The organism is Rhizobium oryziradicis (assembly GCF_001939045.1).
Classification (GTDB): Bacteria; Pseudomonadota; Alphaproteobacteria; order Rhizobiales; family Rhizobiaceae; genus Allorhizobium; species Allorhizobium oryziradicis.
On the sequence record NZ_MKIM01000027.1, the window covers coordinates 624247 to 636644 of the forward strand.

The 12398-nt window shown below is 54.3% G+C and carries 14 protein-coding genes; 5 read left to right on the plus strand and 9 right to left on the minus strand.

The annotated features are described in order from the left end of the window. Positions 1 to 492 (plus strand): CreA family protein, encoded by a 492-nt coding sequence (locus tag BJF95_RS13960; RefSeq protein WP_075640353.1) that lies wholly within the window; start codon positions 1 to 3, stop codon positions 490 to 492. Between the two features lie 501 nt (positions 493 to 993). On the opposite strand, the gene BJF95_RS13965 is transcribed toward BJF95_RS13960, so the two are convergent. From BJF95_RS13965 to BJF95_RS13975, 3 genes are all read right to left on the minus strand, one after another. Beyond that, entirely contained in the window at positions 994 to 1335 is a 342-nt protein-coding gene (locus BJF95_RS13965; protein WP_075640031.1) for a hypothetical protein, read from the minus strand. A gap of 346 nt (positions 1336 to 1681) precedes the next feature. Next, entirely contained in the window at positions 1682 to 2149 is a 468-nt protein-coding gene (locus tag BJF95_RS13970; RefSeq protein ID WP_075640032.1) for a chemotaxis protein CheW, read from the minus strand. A 2-nt stretch (positions 2150 to 2151) separates the two neighbouring features. Further along, positions 2152 to 4140 carry a methyl-accepting chemotaxis protein gene (locus tag BJF95_RS13975; RefSeq protein WP_075640033.1) on the minus strand — a complete coding sequence of 663 codons (1989 nt, stop codon included), beginning with the start codon at positions 4138 to 4140 and terminating at the stop codon, positions 2152 to 2154. 342 nt (positions 4141 to 4482) lie between these two features. Here BJF95_RS13975 and BJF95_RS13980 point away from each other — a divergent pair, with 342 nt between their 5' ends. After that, on the plus strand, positions 4483 to 5082 hold the full coding sequence (locus tag BJF95_RS13980; protein WP_075640034.1) for an SCO family protein: 600 nt from the start codon (positions 4483 to 4485) through the stop codon (positions 5080 to 5082). A gap of 201 nt (positions 5083 to 5283) precedes the next feature. Further along, a complete protein-coding gene (locus BJF95_RS13985) occupies positions 5284 to 6156 on the plus strand; it encodes a 50S ribosomal protein L11 methyltransferase (RefSeq protein ID WP_075640035.1) in 873 nt (290 codons plus the stop codon). Positions 6157 to 6367: 211 nt separating this feature from the next. On the opposite strand, the gene BJF95_RS24095 is transcribed toward BJF95_RS13985, so the two are convergent. Next, complete coding sequence (locus tag BJF95_RS24095) at positions 6368 to 6523, minus strand: hypothetical protein (RefSeq protein WP_175577258.1); 156 nt, start codon at positions 6521 to 6523, stop codon at positions 6368 to 6370. 300 nt (positions 6524 to 6823) lie between these two features. Between BJF95_RS24095 and BJF95_RS13995 the strand changes: the two genes are divergently transcribed. Next, positions 6824 to 8662 carry an aminopeptidase P family protein gene (locus tag BJF95_RS13995; protein ID WP_075640037.1) on the plus strand — a complete coding sequence of 613 codons (1839 nt, stop codon included), beginning with the start codon at positions 6824 to 6826 and terminating at the stop codon, positions 8660 to 8662. A gap of 131 nt (positions 8663 to 8793) precedes the next feature. On the opposite strand, the gene BJF95_RS14000 is transcribed toward BJF95_RS13995, so the two are convergent. The 3 genes from BJF95_RS14000 to BJF95_RS14010 all read right to left on the minus strand — a co-directional run bounded on the left by BJF95_RS14000 (position 8794) and on the right by BJF95_RS14010 (position 10224). Then, entirely contained in the window at positions 8794 to 9003 is a 210-nt protein-coding gene (locus tag BJF95_RS14000; protein ID WP_139317499.1) for a hypothetical protein, read from the minus strand. Between the two features lie 202 nt (positions 9004 to 9205). Next, entirely contained in the window at positions 9206 to 9511 is a 306-nt protein-coding gene (locus tag BJF95_RS14005; RefSeq protein ID WP_175577269.1) for an AzlD family protein, read from the minus strand. Positions 9512 to 9513: 2 nt separating this feature from the next. Next, on the minus strand, positions 9514 to 10224 hold the full coding sequence (locus BJF95_RS14010; protein ID WP_075640040.1) for an AzlC family ABC transporter permease: 711 nt from the start codon (positions 10222 to 10224) through the stop codon (positions 9514 to 9516). Positions 10225 to 10388: 164 nt separating this feature from the next. Between BJF95_RS14010 and BJF95_RS14015 the strand changes: the two genes are divergently transcribed. After that, a complete protein-coding gene (locus tag BJF95_RS14015; protein WP_075640041.1) occupies positions 10389 to 10637 on the plus strand; it encodes a DUF2164 domain-containing protein in 249 nt (82 codons plus the stop codon). 23 nt (positions 10638 to 10660) lie between these two features. Here the strand turns inward: BJF95_RS14015 and panB are convergent, their stop codons facing one another. Together panB and panC are read right to left on the minus strand one after the other, a co-directional pair. Further along, entirely contained in the window at positions 10661 to 11488 is an 828-nt protein-coding gene (gene panB / locus BJF95_RS14020) for a 3-methyl-2-oxobutanoate hydroxymethyltransferase (RefSeq protein ID WP_075640042.1), read from the minus strand. Positions 11489 to 11503: 15 nt separating this feature from the next. Further along, positions 11504 to 12358, minus strand: a complete 855-nt coding sequence (gene panC / locus BJF95_RS14025; RefSeq protein WP_075640043.1) for a pantoate--beta-alanine ligase — start codon at positions 12356 to 12358, stop codon at positions 11504 to 11506. Positions 12359 to 12398: the final 40 nt, after the last annotated feature.

Consider the following 12398-nt stretch of genomic DNA (forward strand, 5'->3'; position numbering starts at 1 on the left):
ATGTCGAGCTTTGTGAAAACCCTGACCATGGCCGCTGCCGCAATATCGGTGTCCAGTGGATTGGCCTTTGCAGATGTTATTGGTAAAGTTGGTGTAGACTGGACCGGCAATGACATTGTGGTTGAGGCCATTGCCGATCCGCAAGTCAAAGGGGTGACCTGCCACGTCACTTATTTCGACCGCTCTCTGATTGATCGATTGCACAAGGGAAACTGGTTTGAAGACCCCTCAAACGGTGCCATTGCCTGCCGCCAGACAGGACCGATCGAGATTGGTGACATCAATCTGTCCAAGTCTGGCGAAGAAGTGTTTCGTCAGGGACGTTCGCTGATCTGGAAAGCACTGGTGGTGAATCGAATTTACGATAAGGCCAATGACACGCTGGTCTATCTGATCCATTCCCGACAAGTTGTGGATGGTTCGGCCAAGATGGGAATTTCCACGGTGCCGCTGTTCAACCAGAACGCGGTCTGGAAGAATGGTAAGCCGTAAATGCGCGATTATTAACCCAAAAAAGGTCATTTCATCCCGCATCATTCTGGCCATTCATGAGAATTGAGGGGTTTATCCTTGGCGCGTGATAGTGCAAATTAACGCTGCGTGGGGGCTGGGTTAAGAGCTTCACCACTGAGCGTCTGCGCATGTCAAACGACTGGGCTAGGTTGTCGTCTCTGGTGCATTGCGTCCTTGGCTGGAATTGTTTGGGGAAAATATGCAGCGGATTTAAAAGCTTACAACCTCTTTTGTGCGATCTATGCCGCATAGAATGTTGGATGCTTTTAAGGCGAACATGAGCGCAGGATACGAATGCTCTAGCGGTTTTGGCTGGTTTTGAGGCTGCCGCTTTTGCACAAAGACCTTTACCTGTGGGTCACGAAGACCATCCTTAAGCCACCGGGGTGGTCCTCATTGCGCAAGCATTCATTGGCGTGTCGAAAAACAAGGCCTGCCTGTTTTATAAAAAGCAGGCAGGCCTTTTTTGATCTTCGGAACTTACTTTATGTAAACGATTTTTCCGCCGTTGAGCGCGGTTTGTACCCACAGAATGTTATGGAGGCGAATGCCGCGCTTTTGCATGGCCTCCTGCAGGGCAGGGCTGCTTCTCACTTCAGCTTGTGCGGCTTGAACGCGATCTCTTGATGGGTACATTGCCGTGAGCGGCAGGTCTTTTTCGCGCCCATACATGTGGTTCGTCACATTCACCACGGAAACGTTATCGTTGTAGATCGTACCAAACAGGATTTTGGAAATCTCGCTTTGCGCGGCATTGGCCGGAAGCACTATTGTGCCAGCCAGAAAAGCGGCTGCAAGCGTGGATGTGATCAGGGTTTTCATGGTTGGTCTCCATTCTCCGTAAAGGCGCAATTGCAAAGAGGCTCAATGCGGATGTCTCTCTGATGATTATGTAAGAGCCCTTTGGTCGAATTTCACGGGTGCGGATGAAAAAAACGCATCGTGAGAAATCGGATTATCACCTGCGTCACTCGGAGAACTGCGGATAAAATTATGCAGCGGCTTGAATATTTTGAAGCGTCTTTTTTGCGTTTTAGCAAGCGCCCAAGTTAGCAAACGCCCAAGCGTACTTTAAATGCGAAAACCACCGGTTCGGTGCCATCACGTCCGAACCAGTGGATAGGGTATCGCAATTCACCATGCTCTTTCGTGCATAGTGAAGATGGTATCAGGCGGCGTTTGCCAGCAACTCGTCGGCAATCACCGTGTCGAGGTTGAGGAAGCAGACCATGGATTTTTCGAGCGCCACGATGCCGCGGCAGAAGGCGCGCTGCATTTCAGGAATGATTTCCGGTGCTGGCTGCAAGTCTTCGCCGCGAATGGTCATCATGTCGGACACCTGCTCAACCAGAAGACCAACCAGTTTGCCGCCAATGTCGGTGACGATAATGGCAGAGCGCTCCGATGGCTCGGTCATGCTCATGCCGAGGCGGCAGGCCATGTCGATAACCGGAATAACGGCACCACGCAGGTTGATCAGACCCAGCACATAAGGGGGGGTATGAGGCATTGGCGTCACCGGTGCCCAACCACGAATTTCGCGGATGGCCATGATGTCGATACAAAACTCTTGCTCGCCCAAATGGAACGATACAATTTCGAGATAGGCCCCAGACTGTTTGATGGCATTAGACATGGTTAGAACTCTTCCCACTGATCGGTTGCTGTCGCGGTTGCCGCTGCCTGTGCTCGGGCTGGCGGCGCATTGCTACTCTTACTGAATGCACCCGCAACCTTGCCCATAAGTTGCCTTGCAGGCGACGGTGTTGGTGCCGATGTCGATTTTGCCGGCATCGGTGTGTTGACTGGGCCTCGCAGCTGCGCACCTTGAACCTTGAACTGGCTCACCAGCCGTCCCAGATTTTCAGCGTCGCTGGCAAGCGTGTGGCTCGCGGCGTTGGTTTGTTCTACCATGGCCGCATTTTGTTGCGTCACGTGGTCCATTTGTCCAACGGCGGAGTTTATCTCGCTCAGTCCAATTGATTGTTCGCGCGCCGAGGTTACGATCGACTTAACATGCCCGTTAATTTTGAGAACATCTTCACCTATTTTGTGCAAAGCCTCGCCTGTGGCCGTCACAAGCTCCACACCGGTGCGTACTTCATCGTTGGATTTACCCACCAGCGACTTGATGGTTTGGGCCGCCGTGGCGGCGCGACCGGCAAGGGCGCGCACTTCCTGGGCGACAACCGCGAAGCCTTTGCCAGCTTCGCCAGCACGGGCTGCCTCAACACCGGCATTCAGTGCCAGCAAATTGGTCTGGAAAGCGATTTCCTCAACCACATTGATGATTTTGCCAATTTCGGCGGTGGCGTCTTCAATCCGCTCCATGGCGGCCATGGCATCTGCCACAACAGCGACCGAGCGCTCGGCGAATGAATTGGTGTTGGCAACCATATTGCCGGCATCTTCAGCCCGCTGGGTGCTGGTGCGCACGGTTTCGGTGATTTCGGCAAGGGCTGCGGATGTTTCTTCCAGCGAGGCGGCTTGCTGCTCGGTGCGCTTGGCCAGATCATCGGCGGCAGAGCGCATCTGGTTGGCGTTGGCCTGAATGGAGCTGGAATTAACCGAGATCTCTTCCATGACATTGTAAAGGCGCGCGGCGACCTGATTGAAATCGATTCGCAAGCGGTCGATTTCCTGCGGGAATTCCTGATCAATGACGGCGCGCAAATTGCCTTCCGCGAGTTGATTAAGCCCCTTGCCAAGCGCATCAACGGCAGCGTTAAGACGGTCACGCTCTTTGGCTGCGGCACTCGCGCGCTCATGCAGTTGGGTTTCGTTGGCCTTGCGGGCTTCTTCGCTTTCCACTTCAAGCGCCAGCTTTTCCATCGCTGATTTGCGAAACACCTCGGCTGCGCGAGCAATTTCACCAATTTCGTCGGAGCGGTTCAGGTTTTCGATTTGGGCGTTATAATTTCCGCTGACAATTTGCTGCAGGCTGGTGCTGACCCCACGGATGCCCGCGAGAATAAACCGGGTGTTGATAATCTGCAGGGCAAGAACCACCAGAAAGGCAACAAAGCCAATGGACAGCTGCATGACAATGGAGCTGTGAGAGGCCATGGTTGCCTCGCTCACACGCTGTTCCACCAGTTTGTTTCCGGTCTGATAGAGTGTTGCCAGCATTTTGCCCAAATTCTCGCCGGCCTGGTCGATCACATCATCAATGCGTGCGTAGGCCGCTTCTTCCGCTCCCGATTCCACCAGTTTTTTCAACTCAACGCTGGTTTCCTGAATGAAGCTTTTGACGTCTGCGTCGTAGGTGGTCACCGCACTTTCCACCCCGAGATCCTTGGCGACTTCTTTAACAATCGCGGAGCCACTCAGAAGCGTCTTGCTGCCTCTGTCAAAAATTTCCTGGCGCTCGGCGTAAATTTTACGGTCGCCGCGGTCAATAATTGTATCCATGGCAGCCAAGGTGATTTCATCATTGGCACGCCGAAGATCGTTGATGGTCTCGACCTTGCCTTTGATGTCGATGGCGCGGATGAGAGAGGCGTCCAGCTGGGTACTTTTGTAATACCCCACGGCAAGCATGGCGACGATTGCGCACGCGGTTGCCACCCCCAATGTCATCAAGCGTTGACTGATGGAAAGTCCGCGCCCAGAACCTGTGTCGCTCATGAATGTCACCGCCCCGCTGGATAGGTCTCTCAGAAATTGCTGCGGGCTAGCCGCAATGAAATTTGCATGCGCCTTGCGAGATGTGGCACAGGTCTCACCATGCCATTGCCCGCAAGCTCAGATTTTACCGATAACAGTTAAGCTTCCGCTAATTTTGCAGAAGATTGTTTTTTATCTTTGGAGGTAGAGTGGAGCGCAATGTTTTAGAGAGCGGCAGCAACGTGTTGTTTTCGCCAGTATGGTGATAAAAGTTGCAGAGCATTGCCGAGTTGATTTGCATTTGAACAACCAAGCGGCGTATTCAGGATCGTGGCAGGTTTTGAAACAGGGCAGTGCGGTGGAATGAAGAGATTACGGATTGCATTATGGGGACTGGCAGCAGTTTGCGCCGCATTTCTGGGCTATATGACATTTCAGATTTCCGGAGCAAAGCAGCAGCTTGTGGAGAGTGCGTTTGGCGCGCCGTTTCAGCTGGTTGACCAGCACGGCAAAGCCATTTCCGAGCAGGCCATGCGCGGCAAGCCGAGTGCGGTGTTTTTCGGCTTCACCCATTGCCCCGAAGTGTGCCCTACAACGCTTTTCGAGCTGGATGGCTGGCTGAAAAAAGTGGACCCGAAAGGCGATAAGCTCAACGCATTCTTCGTGACCGTTGATCCTGAGCGCGACACACCTGACATTATGAACCGCTACGTCTCCAACGTGTCAGACCGCATCACCGGCATTGCCGGCGCGCCGGACAAGGTGATGGAGATGGTGAAGAGCTTTCGGGTCTATGCCAAGAAAGTGCCGGTCGATGACAAAAATCCGAACGGTGACTATACGATGGATCACACCGCTTCGGTTTTTCTGCTCGACAGTGCTGGCCGCTTCAAGGGCACGATTGCCTATGGTGAAAACCCCGATGTGGCAGTCAAGAAGCTGGAAAATTTGAGCAAGGGCTGAATTTGTCCCTTGGTCGGGCTTTTTCTTGCAACCGGCGCTCAGGCATTGTACCGAAAAACAGCGCTGCATCATTCTCTCCTGAAACGGACATCGGTTCAGGAGAGAATGATGCAGCCAACACAAGTGCTACAGTGATGTTTTCTGCGTTCTGAGGAGCGTATGGCACTGTAGAGAAGAGACCTTCAGCAGGACATTTCCATCGTGAGCGAAATTCGTTTTTTTGTCAGCGCCACCGAACAACAGACCAATCGTATTCTGGATCTGATGAGCTTTGAATTTGGCGAGGAGGATTTCGCCATCGCCACCACGGAAGTGGATGAGAAAAACGATGTCTGGGAAGCATCGATTTATCTCATGATCGAAGACGAAGGTGATGTGCTGCCGCGTGTGCAGTCGGCGCTTTCGGAAGAGTTTGCTGATTTGCCGGTGCAGCGTGAAGTGATTCCCGATATCGACTGGATTGCCAAATCGCTCGAAGGTTTGACGCCTGTGCGGGCAGGGCGCTTTCTGGTGCATGGTTCGCACGACCGCGACAAGGTGCAGGTTAATGATCTGGCCATTGAGATTGACGCGGGCCAGGCCTTTGGCACAGGCCATCATGGCACCACGGCTGGCTGCCTTGAAATGATCGACAGCGTGGTGCGCTCGCGCAAGATTCGCAATGCGCTGGATCTCGGCACCGGCAGCGGCGTACTGGCCATTGCCGTGCGCAAGCTGTTGCCCGTGCCGGTGCTGGCCACCGATATTGATCCGATTGCGGTGCGTGTTGCCGCCGAAAATGGCATTCGAAACGGTGTTCCCAACGGAATCGAATTTCGCACAGCACCTGGCTTTCACTCAACAGCCTTTTCTAAATATGGGCCGTTTGATTTGATCATTGCCAATATTCTGGCGCGTCCTTTGATGAAAATGGCACCGCAGCTGGTCAATCATCTGGCACCCGGCGGCTCCGTGATTCTCTCTGGCATTTTGGCATCGCAGCGCTGGAAGGTGATTGCGGCCTATAATGGTGCCGGTCTCAAGCATGTCCGCACCATCTGGCGCAATGGCTGGGTGACCATCCACCTGCAATAAGCGAGGCCTTGGCGGTGGGTGCGACAGTGATGGGGCACCCATTTTGTTTTGAAAGTGCTTGGTTTTAAGGTGAGCTATCTCGCAGAACGCAAAAAAGGCGACATCATTGATGTCGCCTTTCTTCTTCGATCAGGTTTCCCTGATCACCCGCGAGCCTTGGGAGGATAGCTCAAGCGGGTCCCGTATCTTTAAAAATGGAGTGTTTGTGCGTTCAGATCGCAGAGCGAACAGATGTGTTGCGCACTGTGCCGGGGCGGCCTGCGCCAGCAAGAATATCGCGAGACAGCGACGACACACCGTTCAGCCCAATCTGGCGGCCGTGCGGCATGGCGCGGGTCGGAGATGTTGTGCGGATAGGGCTGGTCATCGTTTTTCTCTTGATTTCATTTTGATTGATATGTTGCGCTGCTTCTAACGTGTTGCATTGCATTATCCTAGAGGTTTGATGGAATGGTAGCTATGCATTCAGTGCATACTTAAAAACAAGTCTGGTCTATTTTTGGTCAAAAATCTGTCACAATCTGTCATCGCTCTCGGCTGAGGCATAGATGTTATGCAAATTTCTCAATGGGCTGTTCGCAACCGGCACTTCAATGGAATTGGCGCGTGGATTTTCGTGCAGTCTGTTATAGGCTGTTTTCAGTTTTGATTGTGTCGAGCAGGTATCATGTTTCAATCTTTTGACGTCACCTCCACCCCGCAGTTTGGCAAGGCGCGGGTCGCTGCCTTGCGTGAGCGGTTTGCAGCCCTTGGCATTGACGGGTTTCTTGTGCCACGCGCTGACGAGTATCAGGGCGAATACGTGCCTGCCTGTGCCGAGCGCATCTCATGGCTGACGGGCTTTACCGGTTCTGCTGGCGAGGTGTTGGTAACCGCCCAGCAGGCAGTGGTGTTTGTCGATGGTCGCTATGTGACACAAGTGCGCCAACAGGTGGATCTCGAGGTATTCACCCCCGGTGATCTGATTGATGAACCACCGGCAAAATGGATTCCGGCCCATGCGCCCAAGGGTTTCCGTCTTGGTCTTGATCCATGGATGCACACAGCGGCACAGGTGACACGGCTTGAAAAGGCGGTCGCGTCTCTTGGCGGCACGTTGGTTATGGTCGCGGAAAACCCGCTCGACGCCGTCTGGACAGATCAGCCAGAGCCACCGCTTGGGGCTGTCAGTATTCAGCCTCTGTCAGCGGCAGGTGTTGAAGCCTCGGATAAAATTGCAAAAATTGCGCAGGACTTGCGCAACAATAAACAGGATGCCGTGCTGATTACCGATCCGTCGTCAGTGGCGTGGATTTTCAATATCCGTGGCGAGGATGTGCCGCACACCCCCCATCCCTTGGCGCGGGCGATTATTCACGCGAACGGCAAGGTTGATCTGTTTCTGGATAAGCGCAAGACAAATCTGGAGGTTGCGGCCTATCTGGCCCCTCTCGCCACACAGCACGACCCCAAGGACTTCATTGCTGTTTTGGGTACCCTTGCCAAGAGCGGGGCATCGATTGTTATGGACCCGGATTTGGCCCCATCCGCGCTTCATCTTCTGGTATCGAGCCAGGGCGGCAAGGTGGTGGATGGGAGCGATCCGGCCAAACTGGGCCGGGCTGTGAAGAACATGGTGGAGTTGAACGGCTCGGCAGCAGCCCATCTGCAAGATGGCGTGGCTGTGGTGGAGTTTCTGAGCTGGCTGGATCAGCAGCCAGCGGGCAGCGTGACGGAGATTGGTGCCACCAAGGCGTTGGAAGCGGCGAGAGCGCGGGTGGGTGAGCGCATGCAAAACCCCTTGCGCGATATTTCGTTTGATACCATTGCCGGTGCCGGTGAGCATGCCGCGATCATGCATTATCGGGTGACAACGGACAGTGACCGCCCGCTCAACGCCAGCGAAATGTTTCTGATTGATTCCGGTGCGCAATATGTCAACGGCACCACGGATATTACCCGCACCGTGGCCGTGGGCACCATTGGGCCGGAAGAGAAACGCTTCTTCACGCTCGTTTTGAAGGGCATGATTGCCATCAGCACGGCAAAATTCCCCAAGGGTGCGCGCGGATGCGATCTTGATCCCTTGGCACGCATTGCCTTGTGGAAGGCCGGTGCCGATTTTGCCCACGGTACGGGCCACGGTGTCGGCTCCTTCCTGTCGGTGCACGAAGGACCGCAGCGGATTTCACGCCTGTCGACGCAAGAATTGCTGCCTGGCATGATTCTGTCGAATGAACCGGGTTATTACCGCCCCGGCTTTTTTGGCATCCGCATTGAAAATCTGGTGTATGTGCGCGATCTGGAACCCGTTGAGGGCGGAGATCAGGACATGATGAGCTTTGAAACGCTCACCTTTGTGCCGATTGATCGTCAATTGATTGTCGAGGCGTTGTTGACCCGCGAGGAAGTGCGTTGGCTGGATGACTATCACGCCCGCACGCGCGAAGAACTCATGCCACTGTTGGCAGATGAAGATGCCCGCCAATGGCTGATCAAGGCTACTGAGCCGCTTAACCGCGCGTAATACGCTTGCGCAACGTCAGGCATTGTCTGGCGTTGCGCGGTGATTACCGCAGCGTTTACCTTATATGTAGAGGCACACGACGCATCAAAACGTTTGTGTCGTGTATTCCGATGTCAGGAATTATGCAGGCATCAACGCGGGTGCAGGCTGCGCTCTTTGCTTTCACGCATCGCTTCATCAAGGGCAATTTCCAGCAAATAGCTCAGCATGTCATAGCGTCCTTGTGTGGATGCTTTGATCAGCATTTGCAGATCCTCGGCGATCTGGTGAATTGGATCGGACGCATTTTCCGCATCCTTTCCGCCTTGGATAACGGCCAGTTTATGGCTCTGATGATTCATCGTGCATGCCCCTTCCATCAGTCTCAAACAGTAGATTTTCAACTGTTTGATTCTACTTTAGGTTTTTAATATTAAGTGTAGCTGATTAACAATGTAACCCTCTAAATGGAGGGCTATCGCGCTTTGATGGGTGATTAGGGCGCTTTATCACACTGCGTTGCAACAATGACACGTCAACAGGACACGTAAAAAGTGAACATGTCTAAAGAAACAGGTGGCGCAGCAGCACTGCCATGCCCCAGCCGCATAAGAGCATGGGAATGAGCGAAAACCGCAAACCCACCAAAAGCCCAACCACCATGGCGATTTTAACTTCCAGTCCGCCTGCATAAAAGGCGGGGGCGACCAAGGTTGTGAGAACGGCAGCAGGCACGGCATTGAGGGCGGCATCGACGCGCGGCGGAATGGATTTGAGGCGGCTGATGATGAGGTGGCCGCCAGCGCGTGTGGCATAGGTGGCAACGGCTGCTGCCAGAATAATCATCATCATATGGGTGTCGATGTTCAACATTATTCGACAACCTCCGCTGCAGTTGGAATGCCTGTGGGCTTTTGCGGTGGGAGCAGGGCGGCGGTGATAATGCCCGCCAGCGCACCGAGGCTGACATGCCAGGGTGAACCAACAATCTGGATGGCGACAATGGAGGCGACAGCGCTGACCGCAACTGTGATGACAAAATTGGGCCTGCGGCGAAAGCCGAGCACGCTGCCCATGAAGTAAACCGGCAACAACACATCAAGGCCCAGATTTTTGGGATCGCCCACCATGCTGCTGAACACGGCTCCAATGGCGCTAAAACCAACCCATGGAAAGTAGATCGCCAGCGCAAAACCCATATACCAGCCGAATGAAACGGTTTTGCCATTTTCGCTATGCTTGATGGTTTCGGCAAATTGCGGGTCTGTCATAAAGAAGAAGGCGATGGCTTTCTGTGTGCTGCTGAACGCCTTGAAATAAGGCCCGATTGCTGCCGAATAGAGAATATGGCGAAAGTTGACAGCAAAGACCGACAGCACAATCAGCCATGCGGGCACATTATGACCAAACAGCTCAATGCCCACCAATTGGCTGGCACCTGCGAAAATGGTGGCGCTGGTGAGCGCGGCCTCAAGCACAGTCTGTCCATTGGCCGCTGCCACCGCACCAAACAGGGCCGCAAACGGCAAGGATGAAAGTGTCACGGGCAAGCTCTGGCGTGCGCCGCTGAAAAAGTCTGACATGGCGTGGTCCTGAAGTATTTTCGTGGTGGCTTATGACACCTGACGTTGATAGGCAAACCAATTAAGATGATGTTTCGGCTGAATTTCGCTGAACGGCAGGCAGCCTTTCAACGTCAAATTATCCGGAGGCTGCACGCAGCGCTTGAACAAAAGGAACGCCGTTTATGACAAAACCGATGTTTTCCAAAGAGGAACTGGCCATCATGGTTGCCCGTGTTCAACAGCATTTGTTAGCTGAACACGATTTGCAACTTGGTCGTTTTGAAGCGGAAAGCCTGATTGATTTCATGGCAGGCACCGTTGGGGTGCAGTGCTACAATCGCGGCCTGCATGATGCGCAGGCGCTGATGGCGGAGCAAATGGAACGGTTTAACGATGGCATCTTCCAGCTTGAACGGGTGATGCCGAAATAGACGACCCCGTTGCGCCTGCTGGTTCAGCTCTTCGCGCGGGGCTTAAACGTGTGTTCTGGTCCGGGAAAGCGTCGAGCCTTGACCTCTGCGGCATAGGTTTCCACAGCCGTGGAGATCACGCCCGCCAATTCGGCATAATGTTTGACAAAGCGCGGCTTGAACTCATTAAACAGCCCCAGCATGTCATCGGACACGAGGATCTGACCATCGCAGGCGGGCGATGCGCCAATGCCAATGGTGGGAACCGTGAGGCTTTCAGAAATTTCCCGCGCCAAGGGCTCAACCGTGCCTTCAACGACAATGGCAAAGGCACCTGCGTCTGCAATGGCTTTGGCATCGCGGCGGATGGTTTGCGCTTCTGCATCGCTATGGCCCTTGGAGCGATAGCCGCCAGATGTGTTGACCTGCTGCGGCATAAGACCAACATGGCCGAGGACCGGCACGCCGCGCTGAGTGAGAAACTGCACGGTTTCTGCCATTTCCATCCCGCCTTCCAGCTTGATGCCATCGCAGCCGGTTTCTTTCATCAACCTTGCAGCATTGCGAAACGCCTGCTCCTTGGATTCCTGATAGGAACCAAACGGCATATCCACAATGACGCAGGCGTGCGTGACTCCGCGTAATACCGCTTGCCCATGGGCAATCATCATCTCCATGGTAACGCCCACGGTGCTGTCCAAACCATACAGCACCATGCCGAGGCTATCGCCCACCAACAGCAGATCGCAATGGCTATCGAGCAGCCGCGCCATCGGCGTTGTGTAGGCGGTCAGAGACACAATTGGTTGTTGACCCTTGAGTGCGGCAACGTCGTTGGGTGTCAGGCGCTTTTGGCGGGTTGGCGTGCTCATTCGTCATTGTCTTTCTTATGGAGCATCAAAAGTGATGACGCGATTATCCAGCAATTTTGTTGTGCCAAGCCGCACATAGAGCAGCACCAGAAATGGCTGGTCGAGTCTGTCCAGCTTTTCCAGCGTGTCTGGATGGCGCACCGCCACCACGTAGGCATGGGCCAGAGGTTGCTGGGCAATAAAAGCGGTGATTGCCGCTTCCATCGCTTCAGGATCGGTTATGCCAGCGCGATGAAGCCGCGCTGCTTCATCCAGCGCCTGGGGTACGATAACGGCTGCTGCGCGCTCAGAGGCGCTGAGATAGACATTGCGCGATGAGCAGGCCAGCCCATCGGCCTCGCGCACGGTGGCAACCGGAACAATGCGCACGCTTTGCGCCAAATCCTCAACCATGCGGCGGATAATGGCCACTTGCTGATAGTCTTTTTCGCCAAAATAGGCCGCATCCGGCTGCACGATGTTGAAAAGCTTGGTCACGACGGTGGCAACACCAGCAAAATGGCCGGGGCGTGCTTCGCCCTCCAGCTCGCTTCCCAGCTTTGGCAGGTCCACCACGGTGTCCATGGGCCGGGGATACATATCCTCAACACCGGGCGCAAAGAGATAGTCCACGCCTGCAGCCACCAGCATGGCACTATCGCGGGCCAAGTCGCGTGGATAGGCGGCCAGATCTTCGTTTTTGCCAAATTGCAGCGGGTTTACAAAGATGGAAACAACCGTGATGGCGTTCTCGGCACGGGCCTTGGCCACCAGCGTCAGATGCCCCTCGTGCAGATAGCCCATGGTGGGCACAAAGCCGATTGTGCCGCCCTCACGCCGGTGGGTCGCAAGCTTTTGCCGCAGCGCGGCAATGCTGGTGATGGTTTCCATATCGGTTCCTCCCGATCATTATCACGCGCTGACATAATCG